Origin of the sequence: Micromonospora sp. NPDC000663 (genome assembly GCF_042898105.1) — a bacterium.
Lineage (GTDB): Bacteria > Actinomycetota > Actinomycetes > Mycobacteriales > Micromonosporaceae > Micromonospora.
The window spans coordinates 393,356-409,734 of the sequence record NZ_JBIAYR010000001.1 but is presented as its reverse complement, the minus strand read 5'-3'; the positions used below and the strand labels follow the sequence as shown (position 1 = coordinate 409,734).

Annotated in this window: 17 protein-coding genes; 5 read left to right on the top strand and 12 right to left on the bottom strand. The window is 71.9% G+C overall.

The window, feature by feature from the left end; all coding sequences use genetic code 11:
- Window positions 1–93 precede the first annotated feature (93 nt).
- Both ACFY1S_RS02000 and ACFY1S_RS01995 read right to left on the bottom strand, forming a co-directional pair.
- The gene (locus ACFY1S_RS02000) at window positions 94–915 is read right to left on the bottom strand and encodes a hypothetical protein (protein WP_387111769.1); all 822 of its coding nucleotides are present in this window, start codon (window positions 913–915) and stop codon (window positions 94–96) included.
- A 117-nt stretch (window positions 916–1,032) separates the two neighbouring features.
- Window positions 1,033–1,776 (bottom strand): DUF4245 family protein, encoded by a 744-nt coding sequence (locus tag ACFY1S_RS01995; protein ID WP_387111766.1) that lies wholly within the window; start codon window positions 1,774–1,776, stop codon window positions 1,033–1,035.
- Between the two features lie 156 nt (window positions 1,777–1,932).
- On the opposite strand from ACFY1S_RS01995, the gene glpX reads away from it, so the two are divergent.
- Both glpX and ACFY1S_RS01985 read left to right on the top strand, forming a co-directional pair.
- Window positions 1,933–2,964: a class II fructose-bisphosphatase gene (gene glpX, locus ACFY1S_RS01990; protein ID WP_357992627.1), complete on the top strand. Its 1,032-nt coding sequence runs from the start codon at window positions 1,933–1,935 to the stop codon at window positions 2,962–2,964.
- Window positions 2,961–3,932: a DMT family transporter gene (locus ACFY1S_RS01985; protein WP_387111762.1), complete on the top strand. Its 972-nt coding sequence runs from the start codon at window positions 2,961–2,963 to the stop codon at window positions 3,930–3,932. Before glpX ends, ACFY1S_RS01985 begins: the two co-directional genes overlap by 4 nt.
- Before the next feature lie 49 nt (window positions 3,933–3,981).
- Here ACFY1S_RS01985 and ACFY1S_RS01980 read toward each other — a convergent pair whose 3' ends face one another.
- From ACFY1S_RS01980 to ACFY1S_RS01950, 7 genes are all read right to left on the bottom strand, one after another.
- Window positions 3,982–5,673 carry a hypothetical protein gene (locus tag ACFY1S_RS01980; protein ID WP_387111760.1) on the bottom strand — a complete coding sequence of 564 codons (1,692 nt, stop codon included), beginning with the start codon at window positions 5,671–5,673 and terminating at the stop codon, window positions 3,982–3,984.
- A gap of 65 nt (window positions 5,674–5,738) precedes the next feature.
- On the bottom strand, window positions 5,739–6,707 hold the full coding sequence (locus tag ACFY1S_RS01975) for an NAD(P)/FAD-dependent oxidoreductase (RefSeq protein WP_387114236.1): 969 nt from the start codon (window positions 6,705–6,707) through the stop codon (window positions 5,739–5,741).
- A gap of 105 nt (window positions 6,708–6,812) precedes the next feature.
- Window positions 6,813–7,466, bottom strand: a complete 654-nt coding sequence (locus ACFY1S_RS01970) for a rhomboid family intramembrane serine protease (protein ID WP_387111758.1) — start codon at window positions 7,464–7,466, stop codon at window positions 6,813–6,815.
- A gap of 114 nt (window positions 7,467–7,580) precedes the next feature.
- Window positions 7,581–8,258: a transglycosylase SLT domain-containing protein gene (locus tag ACFY1S_RS01965; RefSeq protein WP_387111755.1), complete on the bottom strand. Its 678-nt coding sequence runs from the start codon at window positions 8,256–8,258 to the stop codon at window positions 7,581–7,583.
- Window positions 8,259–8,534: 276 nt separating this feature from the next.
- A complete protein-coding gene (locus tag ACFY1S_RS01960) occupies window positions 8,535–9,950 on the bottom strand; it encodes a PhoH family protein (protein WP_387111753.1) in 1,416 nt (471 codons plus the stop codon).
- Between the two features lie 403 nt (window positions 9,951–10,353).
- Window positions 10,354–10,689 (bottom strand): hypothetical protein, encoded by a 336-nt coding sequence (locus ACFY1S_RS01955; protein ID WP_387111750.1) that lies wholly within the window; start codon window positions 10,687–10,689, stop codon window positions 10,354–10,356.
- Window positions 10,690–10,720: 31 nt separating this feature from the next.
- On the bottom strand, window positions 10,721–11,065 hold the full coding sequence (locus tag ACFY1S_RS01950) for a hypothetical protein (protein ID WP_364368073.1): 345 nt from the start codon (window positions 11,063–11,065) through the stop codon (window positions 10,721–10,723).
- A gap of 264 nt (window positions 11,066–11,329) precedes the next feature.
- Here ACFY1S_RS01950 and ACFY1S_RS01945 point away from each other — a divergent pair, with 264 nt between their 5' ends.
- The 3 genes from ACFY1S_RS01945 (at window position 11,330) to otsB (ending at window position 13,181) form a co-directional block, all read left to right on the top strand.
- A complete protein-coding gene (locus ACFY1S_RS01945) occupies window positions 11,330–11,773 on the top strand; it encodes an XRE family transcriptional regulator (protein ID WP_364368076.1) in 444 nt (147 codons plus the stop codon).
- A gap of 162 nt (window positions 11,774–11,935) precedes the next feature.
- Window positions 11,936–12,289, top strand: a complete 354-nt coding sequence (locus ACFY1S_RS01940; protein ID WP_387111747.1) for a hypothetical protein — start codon at window positions 11,936–11,938, stop codon at window positions 12,287–12,289.
- 67 nt (window positions 12,290–12,356) lie between these two features.
- Window positions 12,357–13,181, top strand: coding sequence for a trehalose-phosphatase (gene otsB / locus ACFY1S_RS01935; RefSeq protein ID WP_364368082.1), 825 nt, complete (start codon window positions 12,357–12,359; stop codon window positions 13,179–13,181).
- A 21-nt stretch (window positions 13,182–13,202) separates the two neighbouring features.
- Here otsB and ACFY1S_RS01930 read toward each other — a convergent pair whose 3' ends face one another.
- From ACFY1S_RS01930 to ACFY1S_RS01920, 3 genes are all read right to left on the bottom strand, one after another.
- Window positions 13,203–13,973, bottom strand: coding sequence for an isoprenyl transferase (locus tag ACFY1S_RS01930; RefSeq protein ID WP_139585087.1), 771 nt, complete (start codon window positions 13,971–13,973; stop codon window positions 13,203–13,205).
- Between the two features lie 31 nt (window positions 13,974–14,004).
- Window positions 14,005–15,147 (bottom strand): NAD(P)/FAD-dependent oxidoreductase, encoded by a 1,143-nt coding sequence (locus tag ACFY1S_RS01925; protein ID WP_387111743.1) that lies wholly within the window; start codon window positions 15,145–15,147, stop codon window positions 14,005–14,007.
- 342 nt (window positions 15,148–15,489) lie between these two features.
- On the bottom strand, window positions 15,490–16,362 hold the full coding sequence (locus tag ACFY1S_RS01920) for a hypothetical protein (protein ID WP_387111740.1): 873 nt from the start codon (window positions 16,360–16,362) through the stop codon (window positions 15,490–15,492).
- Between the last annotated feature and the right edge of the window lie 17 nt (window positions 16,363–16,379).

The following is a 16,379-nucleotide window of genomic DNA, read 5'->3' as shown; positions in this document are numbered from 1 at the left end:
ACAATCACCCTTCTGTCCGGTTGCTCGAAAAGGTGAGGTCCGGAAAGGCGGAACCGGGGCGGCCAACTGCCACCCCGGTTCCGTGGATCAGACCTACTTGAACATCTCGTACGTCTCGGCAGGAGCCTCGACGACCTTGTCCGCCGGCGGCTTCTTCGCGCCGGCGCCGGCCCCGTAGCCGGTGTAACCGATCTTGACCTCGTGCGCGGCGGTCTCACCGGCGGCCGGAACCGAGATGACCAGCTCGGTGAGCCGACCCTGCGGGTCGAGCTTCGCGGTGAACGGCAGCGCCTTGGCCTGGGCACCCAGGGCGGTCACGACCTCCTCGTCGAGAGCGGCCGAGTCGGTGGCGGCGGCGGTGATGTCGATCTTGCCGGCGTAGGCGCCCTCGCCGGTCTTCTGCACCTCGGTCATACCCTTGACCAGCGCATCGCTGGCCAGCGGGTCAAGCGTCTCCGGGTCCAGCTGGAGATCCTTGATATCCTTGATCTTGGTCTTGTCGAGGTGCTGGTACTTGCCCTTGTTCTTCGTCGCGCCGGGGATGGCGGCGGCCATGGCACCGCCCATGTCCATCTTCACCCAGCTCTCCGAGTCGATGTAGATCATGTCCATCTCGATCGACACGTCCTCGGACGCGTCACCGAACTTCACTGTGAACTGCGCGCTGTTGCTCGGCTTGTGCACCAGACCGCCGCCGGTCGTGTCGGCGCCGGCCACGGTGAAGGTGAAGTCGCCCTTGCCGAGCTCCTTCGTGGAGGCGAGCAGCGCCTCCTTGGGGTCGGCCGGGACCGCCGGCGCGGACGGGGACGAACCCGAGGCCGCCGGCTTGTCGTCCGTGTCGGAGCCGCACGCGGCGAGAGCCGGCACGAGCAGGGTGGCGGCGAGGAAGCCGTAGCTCCACCGTCGAATGTTCACGAAGATTCCACTCCAAGACAGGGGAAAAATATCCGGCTGCGACATCTGCCGGATCTGAGCCGTGGGAGCGTAACGGATCTTCGCTGCCGTCCGGGTCCGCCGATCGGCGGAATCCGTTCAGCGCAGGGCGGTGGCGAGTTCGCGTAGCTCGTTGTCCCGGGCGTCGCCGATGACCAGCACCGTACGGGTCGGCTCCAGCAGAACGAGTGCCTGCTGGTTGCCGCGCGCGGTGTAGCGCTGCCAGGTCCGCCCGGCCAGCTCGGTCGGACCCTGCGGCTGACCCTGGTCGGTCAGCTCGGCGGGCAGCAGCCGCTCCGCCGGCACGCTGCTCTGCACCAGTTGGACGCCCCGCCCCTCCGGTGTGAGGTAACCGATACGCAGGTTCGCGCCCCCGTCGACCGTCTGGTAGCGGGCGCTGACGGTGCGCCAGTCGGAGCCGAGCCCCTGCGGTTGGCTCACCGGGAACACGTTCGCCGAGCGGGCCTGCTCGATCGCCGGGGCCGGGTCGACGGTGGTGGCCTGATCGCCGCCGAGGAACCCCCGGTAGAACGCCAGCAGCAGCGCGATCGGGACCAGCAGCACCAGCAGCGAGATCGCCATGTCCTTCGGCGACCGCTCGGATCTGGCGGCCTCCCGTCGTGGCGGCGGCGCCGGCCACTCACCGGTCTCGGTGCCGGCGTCGCGCCGGGCCGGTTCGGCGGTGGGCCCGGGCTCGACAAGCGCCGGCTCGCCGTCCGGCGGGGACGTCGGGACTGTCGCGGCAGGCTCACCGCCGGGGCCGGCGGGGACGCCGGCCGGCGGCTGGCCCTCCGGCGGTGTGCGGTCGGCGGGTACGCGGTCAGCTGGCTGTGCGGGTTCCACCCCGTCATCTTCGCAGCCGCCCGACCGGCGGTATCCGGGCCATCACCGCCCCGCGCCGACGCCCGGTCGGCCATCGTGTGAGGATCAGCGACAAAGCCGGCGGCGGGGGACACCCTGCCACCGGTCGTCCCCGCACCGTCGCGAGGAGGAGCCGTCATGACGAACACCAGGACGCGGATCCCACAGGATCTCGACCGCAACCTTGCCCTCGACCTGGTCCGGGTCACCGAGGCCGCGGCGATGGCCGCCGGCCGCTGGGTCGGCCGGGGCGACAAGGAGGGCGGCGACGGAGCCGCCGTCGACGCCATGCGCAAGCTGATCAACTCGATCCAGATGCGCGGTGTCGTGGTGATCGGCGAGGGCGAGAAGGACAACGCGCCGATGCTCTTCAACGGCGAACACGTGGGCGACGGCACCGGTCCGGAGGTGGACGTCGCCGTCGACCCGGTGGACGGCACCACGCTGATGAGCAAGGGGATGCCGAACGCCCTCGCGGTGCTCGCCGTCTCCGAGCGGGGCGCGATGTTCGACCCGAGCGCTGTCTTCTACATGGAGAAGCTCGCGGTCGGCCCGGCGTACGCGGACGTGATCGACATCAACGCCGGGGTGGCCGAGAACCTGCGCCGGATCGCGAAGGTCAAGGGCACCGACGTCTCCGAGGTGACTGTCTGTGTGCTGGACCGCAGCCGCCACGACGACCTCGTCACGCAGATCCGCCGGGCCGGGGCGGGCATCCGCTTCATCTCCGACGGCGACATCGCCGGTTCGATCGCCGCGGCGCGGGGAGAGTCCGACGTCGACGTGCTCATGGGCATCGGCGGCACCCCGGAGGGCATCATCTCCGCCTGCGCGTTGAAGTGCATGGGCGGGGCGATGCAGGCCAAGCTCTGGCCGCGCGACGCCGAGGAGCGGGAGAAGGCGCTCGCCGCAGGGCACGACCTGGACCGGGTGCTGGGCACCGACGACCTCGTCACCGGGGACAACTGCTTCTTCGTGGCCACCGGTGTCACCTCCGGCGACCTGCTGCGCGGGGTGCGCTACCGGGCCGGCGGCGCGTACACCCAGTCGATCGTGATGCGCTCCAAGAGCGGCACGATCCGGGTGATCGACTCGTACCACCGTCTGGAGAAGCTGGCGCTCTACTCAGCCGTCGACTTCGACGGCCGACCGCTGGCCGAGCAGGAGTGATCGACACCGGCACCGCGACACCGCAGGCCCTCTCCGCGACGCGCCGGATCGCCGGCGTCGCGCTGGCGTCGTTCTCCGGGGTCGCGGTGGCGGTGCAGTCCCGCATCAACGGCGAGTTGGGTGTACGCCTGGCCGACGGGTTCGCCGCCGCGGTGGTGTCGTTCGGGCTGGGTCTGCTGGTGCTGCTGGTGCTCGTACCCGCCACCCCCGGCGGGCGGCGTGGCCTGGTCGCGCTGCGGCGGGCGCTCGCCACGGGGACACTCCGGCCGTGGCAGTGTCTCGGTGGCATGTGCGGGGCGTTCCTGGTCGCCTCCCAGGGGCTGACCATCGGCTCGCTGGGGGTTGCCGTCTTCACCGTGGCCGTGGTCGCCGGGCAGAGCGGCAGCAGCCTCGCCGTGGACCGGGCCGGCATCGGTCCGACCGGTCGACAACCGGTCACCCGGCAACGGCTGGCCGGTGCGGTGCTCACCGTGCTCGCGGTCGTCCTGGCGGTCGGTGACCGGCTGGGTGCACCCGGCACGCTGCTGCTGGCCCTCCTTCCGCTGCTCGCCGGGGTGGGCACCGCCTGGCAGCAGGCGGTCAACGGGCGGGTCCGGGCGGCGGCCGGGAACGCGCTGACCGCCACCCTCGTCAACTTCGCCGTCGGCACGACAGTCCTGCTCGTCGCGTTCGCGATCGACATCGCGGTACGCGGCTGGCCGACCGGTCACCTGCCGAGCGAGCCGTGGCTCTACCTGGGCGGCCCCATCGGCATCGTGTTCATCGCGATCGCCGCCGCGATAGTGCGTTTCACAGGTGTCCTGCTGCTCGGCCTGGCCACCATCGCCGGTCAGATCGTCGGGGCGGTCCTGCTGGACCTGGTGCTGCCCACGGCTGCCTCGCACCCGGGGCCGAACACCCTGCTCGGCGCCGGGCTGACCATGGTGGCCGTGCTGATCGCCGCGCTGGCGCCTCCCGCCCGCCGCTGACCGGGCCGCCCCCGGACCGCACGACGCAGCAGCTCGCCGGACGACCTGCTCAGCGCGGTGGCAGCTGCGACGGGTAGGGCGGATCCGGCACCGCCGGTGGGCCCGCAGGGTGCGGCGGATGAGGAGAGGGCGGATACGCGTAGGGCGCGTTCGGATAGGGCGGGTACGGCGGGCGCGGCCGGTACCGGCGTTCGTACGCGCGAGCCGGGTCGACAAAGCGGGAGATCCGGATGGCCAGCAACACACCCGGCACCGTGGCCAGTAGGGCGATCGCCACAGTGACCCTGCCCTGCGGAGGGTTGCCGAACAGCCAACCGACGAGCGGCAACCCGGCCAGGAGCGCGGTGAGCAGAAGCCCGGTCAGCGCCCAACCGATCCACCGGGATGACGCGCCCTGGTAACGGGCCCGGACGAGCAGAGCCACCGCCGCCAGCACGCCCATCGGCAGCGTGACAGCCGCCAGGGCCATGAACGTGAGGCCGTCGTCCTCCCGGTCCCACACCGCGGCCAACGGGCTCGCCGCGACAAGTATCGACAGGCCGCCGGCGAACCCCCACCAGCGTGGACCCTCACCGCGACGGATCGCCAGGTGACCGGCGAGCACGGTGACCGCGCAGCCGAGGGTGAGCGCGAGCGCCACGGCGAGCAGCAGGTCCGTCCCGCGGTCACCGGGACCGCCGTCCAGCGGGGGCGGATCTTCCCAGCGGGCCTCCTCCGAGAACCGCCCCTCCAGGAAGCCCTTCCGTTGCCACGCGCCATCCGACCCGCGGTGCAGGATGCCGTCCCGGCCGTTGGCGACAAGCACCTCGTGGCCTCCGCCGGCGGCGGGATAGACGATCAGGTCCCGGGAGGCGAAGTGCCGGCTGACGTCACCCGGGTTGTAGGACTGGCGGGCCAGCCCCTCGCGGCGCGCGTCCGACACCTCCCACGCCACCCGCCACGTCGTACCCGCGTCGTCGCTCTGCTCCACCCGCAGGTGACCCTCGACCGCCCGGTAGCACCGCTGCGGCTCGGCCGGCACGCACGCCTGCCGCTGCCCGGCGCCCTGGCCGGACAGCCGCCGCTCCTCGTCGAGGGTGGCGTTGCGCCAGGTGATCCCCCGGTTCTCGCTGACCAACCACGACCCGTCGGCCGGCCGGGTCGGCCAGTCCTGGCTGTCGTATCCCATGCCGGCCGAGATGGCCGGTTGACCGTCGAGCAACGCGGTGCCCACGGCGTAGGGGTAGTAGACCGCGCTGGTGGCGGCCACCGCCAGCACCGCGGGCGGCAGCACCACAAGCAGCCGGACCGCCCGGGCGGTCCGTCGACGCACCGGCCGGCGGCGCGAACGCGTCCAGCTCCACCAGGCCAGGGCGAGCGCGGGCAGGGTGAGCAGATCGGTCCGATCGGCCCGGACCAGCGACGGACCGGCCAGCACGGTCCACGCCGACGAGGCCAGCTCGGCGGCGTACCCGCTGGATTTGACGACCGCGAACCCGGCGCCCACCGACGCCAGGGCGACAAGCGCGGCGGCCCGGGCGGGCAACCGCGGCACCAGGAGGGTCAGCAGCACCGCGACCAGCGGCGGGGTGAGCACCAGGCCCGCGACGTCGCTCAGCTTGCCGGTCAGCAGGCCCGGGAAGGCCGCCTTCAGTACGTGGTCGTTGACCACCAGCACGGCCAACGCGAGCAGGGTGCTGGGATGGCAGAGCCAGGACAACGTCGTCGGCGCGCCGTCGCGTGGTGTCTCGGGATCCGACATCCCCCCAGGGTCGGGGCGGCCTGTCTCGATCCGGACACGGAGCGGTCAGTGTCCGATACCGACGGTCAGCCGGCGTCGGAGGAGTGCCCCGGGAAGAGATGCGCGCTCGGGTCGATCGCCACCGCCGCGTTGTTGACCGCGGTGGCCGCCTCGCCGAAGCCGGTGGCGATCAGCCGGACCTTGCCCGGGTACTCCGTGATGTCACCGGCCGCGAAGACCCGGGGGAGGTTTGTGGCCATGGCGCTGTCCACCAGGATGTGCCGGCGGTCCAGCCGCAGTCCCCATTCGGCGAGAGGGCCCAAATCGGCGGTGAAGCCGAGCGCCGCGACCACCGTGTCGACAGGCAACGTCTCGGTCGCGCCACCGCGTACGGTCACCTCGGCCCCGGTCACCGCGCCCTCTCCGAAGAGCCTGGTGACCTCGGCGTTGACCACCACCCGGACCGGCAGGGACAGCACCCGGGCGACAGTCGAGGCGTGCGCCCGGAACTTCTCCCGCCGGTGTACGAGAGTCACCGAACGGGCCAGCGGTTGCAGAGCCAATGCCCAGTCGAAGGCGGAGTCACCGCCACCGACGATCAGCACGTCCCGATCGGTCAGCTCCGCCGGCTCGGTCACGAAGTAGACGATCCCGCTCCCGGGAGCCGCGTCGGCGCAGGGCAACGGCCGGGGACTGAAGCTGCCCAGCCCGCCGGTGACCACCACGGCGCCGCAGCCGAGCTGCTCACCACCGGCCAGGCCGAGCACCGGCCGCTCGTCGGCGTACGAGAGCTTCTCGGCACGGGTGTTGAGCAGGTACTGCGGGCCGAACGGCGCCGCCTGGGCCACGAGGTTCGCCACCAGGTCCCGGCCCTTGACGGCGGGAAACCCGGCCACGTCCAGGATCATCTTCTCCGGATACATCGCGGTGACCTGACCACCTGGCTCGGGCAGCGCGTCGATCACCGCCACCGACAACCCGCGGAACCCGGCGTAGTACGCGGCGAAGAGGCCGGACGGCCCGGCCCCGATCACGGCGATGTCGACCTCAGGCATGGCGTACCGTCGCTTTCCGCTCACGGATCAACGCTTGCAGATCTCGACCGTAGGCGGGTGGTAGCGGTCGGGCAAGCATGTCCCAGAGGCGCGCCGACGAGCAGGTCAGGGCAGGCTGAGCGGGGACCCGGAGTAGTCCGGCCCGTCGACGCTCGGCCGGCGGCGACGGAACAGGATCGCGGCGACCACCCCGCCGAGCAGCCCGAACAGGTGCCCCTGCCAGGAGATCCGCTCGTCGGTGGGGAGGATGCCGACGAGCTGCCACCCGTAGAGCAGGCCGACCAGCAGGAAGACCGCGAAGTTCCACCAGCTGCGCTCGACGATGCCCCGGGTGAGCAGGATGCCCAGGTAACCGAAGATCACCCCGCTGGCGCCGACCACCACCGAGTTGGGCGAGCCGGTGAACCAGACGCCGAGCCCGCTCACCAGGATGATGATCAGGGTCGACCAGAGAAACCGACGGGCACCGGCGGCCAGCACGAACGTGCCCAGCAGGATCAGCGGGATGCTGTTGCTGTAGAGGTGGTCGAAGCCGTGGTGCAGGAATGGTGAGAAGAAGACACCGTCCAGCCCGTCGATGCGTTGCGGGATGATGCCGGCCGTGGCGTCGAGGCCGAACGCGAGGCCCTGGTCGGCGGCCTCGATGAGGAAGAGGAACGGGACCACCGCGCACATGGCGACGAAGGCCCGGCCGAGCGAGGCGTAGAACGCCTCGGTGCCGAACCGGGACGGGTCGCCGTTTGGCGGGTGCAGGCTCACCCCCCAACTGCTATCAGCAAAAAGGATCCGCCGCCACTCGCGTCCCGTACGCCCACCGGGTGGACGCGCGACGGCGGGGCGGGTGGTCGTCCACCCGCCCCGCCGTCGACGATGTCAGTAGTGGCCGTTGTTCTGGAAGTAGTTCCAGGCGCCACAGGGCGTCTTGTACCTGCCCTTGATGTAGCCCAGCCCCCACTTGATCTGGGTGGCCGGGTTGGTACGCCAGTCGTCCGCGACCGAGCTCATCTTGCTGCCCGGCAGCGACTGCGGGATGCCGTACGCGCCGGAGGAGGAGTTGCTGGCCTTGTGGTTCCAGCCGCTCTCCTTGGTCCAGAGCTTCTCCAGGCACGGGAACTCGGCGATGCCGAAGCCCGCGTCGATCATCAGCGCGCACCCGGTCTTGCGGTTGCCGCTGTACTCCGCGCAGGACGCGGGGATCGGCCCGTTGTACGGCTTGGCTGCCGCGTTGGCCGCGTCGCGCTCGCGCTTGCGGGACGCCGCCGCGGCCTCGGCCTTGCGGGCCCGCTCGGCGGCCTCCTTGGCGGCCTGCGCCGCCCGCAGCTTGGCCTGGTACTCGGCGGCCCGCTGCCTGGAGAACTGCACCTGGCGGGCGGCGTGCCGCTCGCGCTGGTACGCGAGGTCGGCCTTGTCGACTTCGAGGCTGACCTGTTCGGTCAGGCCCTGTTGCTGGGTTTCCCGGTCTTCGCCCAGGTAGAAGCCACCGGCGACGCCAACGGAGAGCAGCGCGACAGCGGCCGTACGGGCGCCCAACCGGCTCCACAGCCGACTCACGAAGAGGTCCCTTCGTCGGGGGCAAGGACGCGGCGCGGCCCCGGCCACATCTGGCCGTCGGCCGTGCCACGAGCGCCCCGACCGGTTGCCGGTCGCGCCGACGCACCGACCTTCGCCGATGCCGTCCGTCCCGGGACGAACGATCGTCAACGATGCTCATGGTGCGTGGGCGCTCGTGGGACACCATCGCGCACAGTGAGACCGATGGGAAACGGACCGAGCGCTTTGTGATCTGCGCCACACAAAAAATAGGGATAAACCCCTACAAAAGCACCATCACAACGGGATGTCTTCCAGAAGATCCGTCACCATCGCGGCGATCGGCGACCGCTCCGAACGGCTGAGCGTGACGTGGGCGAAGAGCGGATGACCCTTGAGCGCCTCGATCACGGCGGTCACCCCGTCGTGCCGCCCCACCCGAAGGTTGTCCCGTTGGGCCACGTCGTGCGTGAGCACCACCCGGGAGCCCTGCCCGATCCGGGACAGCACGGTCAGCAGGACCCCCCGCTCCAGCGACTGGGCCTCGTCCACGATCACGAACGCGTCGTGCAGGCTGCGCCCCCGGATGTGGGTCAGCGGCAGCACCTCCAGGATGCCCCGCGACGTGACCTCCTCGAGCACGTTCTCGTGCACCACCGCTCCGAGCGTGTCGAAGACCGCCTGGGCCCACGGCGACATCTTCTCCGACTCCGAACCCGGCAGGTAGCCCAACTCCTGGCCACCGACTGCGTACAGCGGGCGGAACACGATCACCTTCTTGTGCCGGCGCCGCTCCATCACCGCCTCCAGGCCGGCGCAGAGCGCCAACGCGGACTTGCCCGTGCCGGCCCGCCCGCCCAGCGAGACGATCCCGATCGACTCGTCGAGCAGCAGGTCCAGGGCGACCCGCTGCTCGGCCGACCGGCCGTGCAGCCCGAACGCCTCCCGGTCCCCCCGGACCAGGCGTACCGACTTGTCAGGCAGCACCCGGCCGAGCGCCGAGCCGCGCGTCGAGTGCAGCACCAGGCCGGTGTGGCACGGCAGCCCGGCCGCCTCGTCCACGTCGAGCGTCTCCCCCGCGTACAGCGAAGAGATCTGCTCCTCACCCAGCTCCAGCTCGGACATGCCCGTCCAGGTCGGGTCGCTGGCCTGACCGTGCCGGTACTCGTCGGCCCGCAGGCCCACCGAGGCGGCCTTGACCCGCAGCGGCATGTCCTTGCTGACCAGCGTGACCTCCCGCCCCTCGGCGGCGAGGTTGAGCGCAACGGAGAGGATCCGGGCGTCGTTGCTCTCGGTCCGGAAGCCGGGTGGCAGCACTCCGTCGTCGGTGTGGTTCAGCTCCACCCGCAGGGTGCCGCCGGCGTCGTTGGCGGGCACCGGCGTGTCCAGCCGGCCGTGCCTGACGCGCAGCTCGTCGAGCATCCGCAGCGACTGCCTGGCGAACCAGCCCAGCTCCGGATGGTGCCGCTTGCCCTCCAGCTCGGTGATGACCACCAGCGGCAGCACCACCTCGTGTTCGGCGAACCGGTGGAACGCCGCCGGATCGGAGAGCAGCACTGACGTGTCCAGGACGAACGCCTGGCCCGATTGTCGCGGCTCCTTGGGGTCGGCCGGCGCGGTCGCCGCCGTACGGCGGCTCCTGGTGGCGCGGCGGGTCGTGGCAGTCGCGGCCGGGGTCTGATCGGCACCGGCGGTGGTACGGCGAGTCGTCACAGGCCTGCTCCGACGGATGGGCACCCGCCACCCGTGTTCCGCCTCCTCCGGTGCCCGGGGACACGGGGTCGGATGCGGAACCCCGTGTGCGAGGTCGCAGAGCCGGGCGGACCGGCTGGCTCGGGAGAACCCCGTGCCATGACTAGACGCTAGCCGCGCCGGACCGTCGCGGCTAGAGGGCGATCGTGGATCTCCGAAGTCGGGCGTGTGAACAGGCACGGGGCACACCCGGAGTGGACGCGGCGGATCCGGCCGGGATGCATGCCCCCTGCGCGCATCCCGGCCGGTGGGGTCACCGTCACCGGTCTGACGTGACCCCGACGGTGCGTGTCCGCCGCGGACGACGCACCGCGATCGTGGCGCCGGTCGACGGGACCGCGCTAGCGGCGGCCCGCCGGCCGGCTCAGCCGGACCGTCGAACCAGGGTGCCGGTCGGGTGCCGCCCGGTGATCGGGGCGGCCGGCGCGGTGAACGACGAGCCGGTGTAGGTGGTGCCGGGACGGGCGACGGTGCCGGCCGGGCGCGTCACGTCGGCCGGGGGCACCGACAGGGCCGACGCGATCGCTGCCTGCGCGTCGCGTCGACGCCGGTTCCAGGCGCCCCGGTCACCGTCGAAGTAGCCCTGCCGGTAGCCGAAGCGGTAGCCGATGCGGTAGCTGAGCTGCCCGTGCAGCCGTCCGGCCGCGTAGCTGGTGGCACCGAGCACCAGGACGAGGAAGACCGCGAGGAACGGGCTCATCGGGCGGCCCCGGCCCGGCCCGGTCGCCGGATCATCGCTCCTCCGGCTCGATGGCGGTCGGGTCAGCGATGAGCAGCCGGTCCAGGTCGTCGGTGCTGACCTCCTCGACCAGCTCGACGCTGATCCGGCAGCCGTCGAGCACGACCTCGGCGACCGAGGACCGGCGGATCTCGCCGCCGGCGTCGTACACGCGGACGCTCAGCTCCGGACAGCCGAGATGGGTACGCCAGGCGTTCCACTCGGTGCGGTCTCCGACACTCAATGACAGATAGCGGCAGCCTCGGGCGAGGTAGAGGCGCCATGGGGCGGTCAGCCCGGCGGCGACCCCCTCGGCGATCAGCCCGAAGGCCTGGGCTCGGGTGGCGAGCTCGGTCACCACACCCCCTCGGAACCGGGGGCGTGACGCATGTGAGCACCAGTCGTCTCATGCACGTGACACACCGTAGGTTGTCCCATGAGCGTGACAGTATCAGCTTTTCGTCTGTTTACCTTCACCACTACGGGCATCTATTCTGCCCGGGTGAGACCCCTCAAGAGCGGCACTGGATCGTTTACCGGAAATCTGAGCAACTTGTCACGTTCGCGTGACAGTGGCATGCCCGGACGCACGTCCGCCGATGCCTCGCCGTACGGTCACGAGGTGACCGAGACGGCCAACGCGCGGAAGATCGCCTTCGCCACCTTCGTCCGCCGCGCCTTGGACGAGGCGCGGGCGACAAGGGCCTGGAGCGGCACCGAGGTGTCGCGGCGCACCGGCGTGTCCCGGCAGACCATCAACAGGTGGGTCCGGGGCGACTGGGCCAGTGACCCGGAGGCCGAACGGGTGGTCGCCTTCTGCGAGGGCCTGGGGCTCAACCCGGCCGCCGCCTTCACCGCGCTCGGCTGGGACCGCACCGCTACAGGCCCGCGCGCCGGCCAACCGGCCCCTCCGATGGACCCGGACGTGGAGGCGCTGCTGCGCCGGCTGATCGACCCGAACGTGTCGGACGCGGAGAAGTTCCACATCCGCGAAACCATCAGATACCTCGCATACCGCCCCACGTTGCCGGTCGATGTCCGAAAAAGGGGCAATCAGGCAGGCTAGTTCCTCAGATGGCGAAAGAACGCCTGGTCGGGTTCATTCGTTTCCCTCCGGGGCCGGAACGGGCACGCTAGCGTCCCTATTCGTACTGCTTGGGCTCGTCGTCGGCGGGGGGACGGGACAAGGCCGAACCCAGCCCTGCGGGACAGAAGGAGGGGTCTGTCCATGACCCTGAAGTGGTTGGCAGTCGTGGTCGCCACTGTGTCGATGACACTGTGGGTGACCGGCAACGTGGTGACCCTCGTTGTCAACGGCGGGCAGCTTCCGCTGCTCGTCAACCTTCTCGCGCTCATCACCGCCGGCACCGCGGTCATCCTGGCCGTCGTCGCCGAGCTGCACGAGCGGCTCAACGACCGGGTCAGCGCCCTCACCGAGTTCCTGGTGGCACGCCTCAACGAGATCGAGAGCCACACCGGGGACCGCAACACCGGCTTCGTGGAGGGCTACCTGTTGAGCCACGGCCAGGACGCGGCGGTGGTGCCGTTCGGACGGCGTGGTCGGGGAGCCGCCGAACGCTGACCGAGGGCCGCCGAGTGGGTCCGCTCGGCCAGGAATGAGCCCCGGGCGCCGGGGTACGCTGACGCGCGTGCCGCCGTTGAATCTGGGCAATCAGCAGCCGAGGACCCCGTTGAACGCCGACCAGGCCTGGCGAACCACCGCCGGCCGGGCCGCCGGGACGGTCCTCTTCTTCGACTTCGACGGGACACTGGCGCCCGTCGACGACGACCCGACCGCGGTACGCCCCGCTCCCAGGGCGCTGGCCGCGATCGAGGCGCTGGCCCCGGTCGTGCAACGGGTCGCGATCGTCTCCGCCCGACCTGTCGAGTTCCTCCGGGAACGCCTCGGCGGGCTGACCGGCGTGGACCTCTACGGCCTCTACGGGCTGGAGCACAGCCACTCCGACGGCGAGATCGTCACCGAGCCCGCCGCGCTGCCCTGGGTGCCGACGATGGCGGAACTCGCCGACCTGGCCCGCGCGGAGTTGCCGCCGGGCACACTCGTCGAGTTCAAGCGGCTCTCCGTGGCGCTGCACTGGCGTACGGCGCCGCAGCTCGGCGCGACCGTGCAGCAGTGGGGGCAGGAGCAGGCCGACCGCCTGGGTCTACGGGTGCAGGCGGGGCGGATGGTGCTGGAGCTCAAGCCGCCCGTCGACCGGGACAAGGGCATGGTGATCGGAGAGGTCATCAGGGACGCCACAGGCGCGTGGTATTTCGGCGACGACGTCTCGGACATCAAGGCGTTCGCCGCGCTGCGCGCCCGGGCCGCGGCCGACCCGGACTTCTTCGGTGTCTGCGTGGCGGTCGCCAACCCGGAGACCGGTCACGAGGTGGCCAACGCCGCCGACCTGACCATCGAGTCCCCGGACGCCCTGGGCGACTTCCTCACCGAGGCGCTCACCCACCTGCCCTGACCGGCCCCGGCGGGCCCGGGGTCAGGCGCCGTAGCGGCGCTGGCGCGTGGCGTACGAGCGCAGGGCGCGCAGGAAGTCGATGTGCCGGAAATCCGGCCAGTTGAGTTCGCAGAAGTAGAACTCCGAGTGCGCGGACTGCCACAGCATGAACCCGGACAACCGCTGCTCGCCGCTGGTGCGGATGACCAGGTCGGGGTCGGGCTGGCCGCGCGTGTAGAGGTGCTCGGAGATGTGCTCGACGTCCAGTACCTCGGCCAGTTCCTCGATGGTGCCGCCGGCGGCCGCGTGTTCCAGCAGGAGCGAGCGGACCGCGTCGGTGATCTCCCGCCGGCCGCCGTACCCCACCGCGATGTTGACCTCCGCGCCGCCGCTGCGGTCGCGGGTGCGTTCCTCGGCGCCCTTGAGGGCCGTGGCGGTCTGCGCCGGCAGCAGGTCGAGCGCACCGACGATGCGCAGTCGCCAGGGGTTGCCCTCCTCGGCCAGCTCCACCACCAGATCCTCGATGATCTTCAGCAGTGGATCCAGTTCGCTGGCCGGGCGGCGCAGGTTGTCGGTGGCGAGCAGGTAGAGGGTCACGTGCCCGATGCCGGCCTGGTCGCACCAGCCGAGGACATGCTTGATCTTCGCCGCGCCGACCCGGTGCCCGTCGTTCGGGTCGACGAAGCCCATCTCCCTCGCCCACCGACGGTTGCCGTCGCACATCACCCCGACGTGCCGGGGCACCGGCTTACCCGCGAGCTTCGCCGTGAGCCGGCGCTCGTACACGGAGTAGATAAGGTTCCGCAGCGTCATCACCTAGCAGCGTAGCGACCCGCCAGCCGGATCACCGCCTCGGAGCCCGATCACCGCCGGGCAGACCGGCGCCGATCATGGCCAGGGTACGAACGGTGAGCCGCCCGTCACCCAACCCCAACTCGACCACGTCGTCGAAGACCCGGTCGTCCCGACGGGCCGCCCGCACCGCCGCGTCGACCACTCGCCGACGCCGCGCCAGCCACGCCGCCACCGAGCTGTGCCGCAGATGGGTGCCGAGGCGGCGGCGCAGCCCGTGTGCGTAGCGGCGGGCGGCGGTCTCGGGCGCACGTGCGGCCGCCGAGCCGGCAAGCGCGCCGGAGAGCAGCGCGTAGAAGATGCCCTCACCGGTGAACGGATTGATCAACGACAGCGCGTCGCCGGCCAGCAGGGCGCGACCCTGCCCCGGTGCGGGTCGGTGGGTGGACAGCGGCAGGTGGTGGGCGCGCAGCGCCGTCACCGTGGCCAGGTCGGTGCCGGGAAGCAGCGCCACCAGCCGGTCCAGCAGGTAGCCGCGGCTCAGCGGCTCGCCCCGCAGCACCTCCCCGTACCCGACGTTCGCCCGTCCGTCGCCGATCGGGAACGACCAGGCGTACGCCGGCCAGCGCGCCTTCGAGGTGACGATGAGCTGCTCGGGCGGCCCCGGCAGCGCGGGAGCGTACCCGCGGATGGCCAGTGCGAGGTGCCGGTCCGGGTTCACCGGATGGCCGAGCGCCCGGCGCACCACCGACCCGGCGCCGTCCGCGCCCACCACCACCCGACCGGACACCTCGCCGTCGAGCACCACCCGGTCGGCGCGCGGCTCGACCCGGCGTACGGTGTGCCGCCGCAGCTGCGCCCCGGCGGCCACCGCCGCCGCCACCAGCCGCGCGTCGAAGACCTCCCGAGGCACGGTGTACGCAGGTCTGGGCAACGCCCGGGCCACCGAACCGCCCCCCGGGGCGATCATCCGCAGCGCGGGCAGCGGAGCGTAACCGGCCACTGCCTCGGGTACCCCCAGCTCGGCGAGTACGTCCACCGAGTGCGCCGCGATCCCGTCGCCGCACGCCTTGTCCCGGGGAAAGTCGGCCCGGTCCAGCAGCAGCACACTCGCTCCGGCCCGGCGGGCCGTCAGCGCGGCGGCCGCTCCGGCCGGGCCCGCCCCCACCACCACCACGTCGAACTCGTCGCCCACCACGCGCCTCCCTCCGGTCCGACCTGGCGCGGCCGCTCCCGCCGGGCGACCCGGTCGGCCTCGCGGCCGACCACCCCGACAATCTCCGCAGCCGCCCCGACGCCGGATGCTGTGACCGACGCCACCCGCCATCCTGCCCCCTGTCCACCGGCGCGGACCGCTCCCGCACCGGGCCGGCCACTCTCACCCACCCCCCTTTGCTCTGCACCCGCGGAGGCGACGGTTACCGTCCGCGACTGTCGCCTATCGGGGTGCAGAGCAAAGGAGGCGAGGAGCAGGGGCTGGGCCGTGGTCGGCCGCCGGGTCGGCCGCCAGGGGCGTCGGGGCGGGGCCCTGCCGCGGTCAGGGGCGGGGCTCAGGTGGGGCGGCGGCGTCGGGGGCGCGGGCGGCTCGGCGCAGGCCGTAGAACGTGAGCCCGGCGGCGGCGAGCAGCGGGCCACCGTCACGGACCAGGCCGTCGACCCCCAGCAGCCACCAGCACAACGGCAGGTCCACCGCGAGGACGACAAGAGTGACGGCAACCAGCAGGCCGCGTGCCCAGTCCTTGCCGCGCATCAGGAACGCCGTGCAGAACAGCACCGCGTAGCTGGCGGCGATGCCGGCGCCGAACCAGCACAGCACCGCCGGTACGGCGCTGAGCCGGCCGTCCAGGATGGAGCCGCCGGCCACCAGCGCCGGCACCAGCATCAGCGGGCTGTAGGTGAACGCCGCCACCCGGCTGGTCAGCAGCCAGGCGCTGGCCTGCGGTCGGCGCGGCGGGGTTTCCCGCCAGGAGATGCCGTCCCGGTCGATGACCAGCCTCGGCCGGTGCCGGACCAGGTGCCCGGCCAGCGCCGACGAGCGGTAGAGCAGCCAGACCACCGTCACGCAGAGCGCGGTGAGGACGCCGAAACCGAGCAGCCCGGGCAGCGGCGGCACGCCCTGCCGGGGCACGATCAGCCGGCCGACCGCGAAGATCGTGGTGACTGCGAGGATCAGCCCGAACGGGCGGGCCACCGTACGACCCCGCCGGACGTGCCCGATGAGCAGCAGGAAGCCGAACGAGCGCAGCATCGCCCAGCCGGTGCGTACGGCCAGCCCGAAGCCCTGCTCCGGGGCGTACCACCAGTTGAGCAGCTCGACCACGACGGTGGCCGCCGCGGTCGTCGCGAGCAGGAAGGTGAGCACCCGGACGGCGGACGGCCGCCGGACCTCGGTCTCGGCGGCCGTCCTCATGGAATCCGATGATGCCC

Excerpts from the sequence above, each read along its gene's own strand:
- ACFY1S_RS01980 (WP_387111760.1), bottom strand. The coding sequence starts at position 5,673 with ATGTCGGATCCCGAGACACCACGCGACGGCGCGCCGACGACGTTGTCC.
- ACFY1S_RS01955 (WP_387111750.1), bottom strand. The coding sequence starts at position 10,689 with ATGAGCCCGTTCCTCGCGGTCTTCCTCGTCCTGGTGCTCGGTGCCACC.
- ACFY1S_RS01920 (WP_387111740.1), bottom strand. The coding sequence starts at position 16,362 with ATGAGGACGGCCGCCGAGACCGAGGTCCGGCGGCCGTCCGCCGTCCGG.
- ACFY1S_RS01975 (WP_387114236.1), bottom strand. The coding sequence starts at position 6,707 with ATGCCTGAGGTCGACATCGCCGTGATCGGGGCCGGGCCGTCCGGCCTC.
- ACFY1S_RS01930 (WP_139585087.1), bottom strand. The coding sequence starts at position 13,973 with ATGACGCTGCGGAACCTTATCTACTCCGTGTACGAGCGCCGGCTCACG.
- glpX (WP_357992627.1), top strand. The coding sequence starts at position 1,933 with ATGACGAACACCAGGACGCGGATCCCACAGGATCTCGACCGCAACCTT.
- ACFY1S_RS01940 (WP_387111747.1), top strand. The coding sequence starts at position 11,936 with ATGACCCTGAAGTGGTTGGCAGTCGTGGTCGCCACTGTGTCGATGACA.